This window comes from Photobacterium sp. S4TG1, assembly GCF_036040035.1.
Taxonomy (GTDB): domain Bacteria; phylum Pseudomonadota; class Gammaproteobacteria; order Enterobacterales; family Vibrionaceae; genus Photobacterium.
On record NZ_JAYXUH010000057.1, the window covers coordinates 1 to 342 of the forward strand.

The 342-nt window shown below is 42.7% G+C and carries 1 tRNA gene; it reads right to left on the minus strand.

The features are described from left to right. Positions 1-123 precede the first annotated feature (123 nt). Positions 124-208 (minus strand) — tRNA-Leu (locus VXS03_RS20140). Between the last annotated feature and the right edge of the window lie 134 nt (positions 209-342).

Here is a 342-nt window from a genome sequence, read left to right on the forward strand (position 1 = left end):
ATTCGAACCAGGGAATGACGGCATCAAAAGCCGTTGCCTTACCGCTTGGCGATAGACCTACAGTGCTTAAATATATAAGCGTTGCTTGTTGGGTAGTAACAAGACTTTTTAAATCAGAGAAAATGGTGCGGAAGGAGAGACTTGAACTCTCACACCTTGCGGCGCTAGAACCTAAATCTAGTGCGTCTACCAATTCCGCCACTTCCGCATATTGTCAGTTACGAATAACTGTTGTTTCTCTGATTGTATTTTTCACATTAACCACAGTTAAGATGAAAAATAATGGTGCGGAAGGAGAGACTTGAACTCTCACACCTTACGGCGCTAGAACCTAAATCTAGT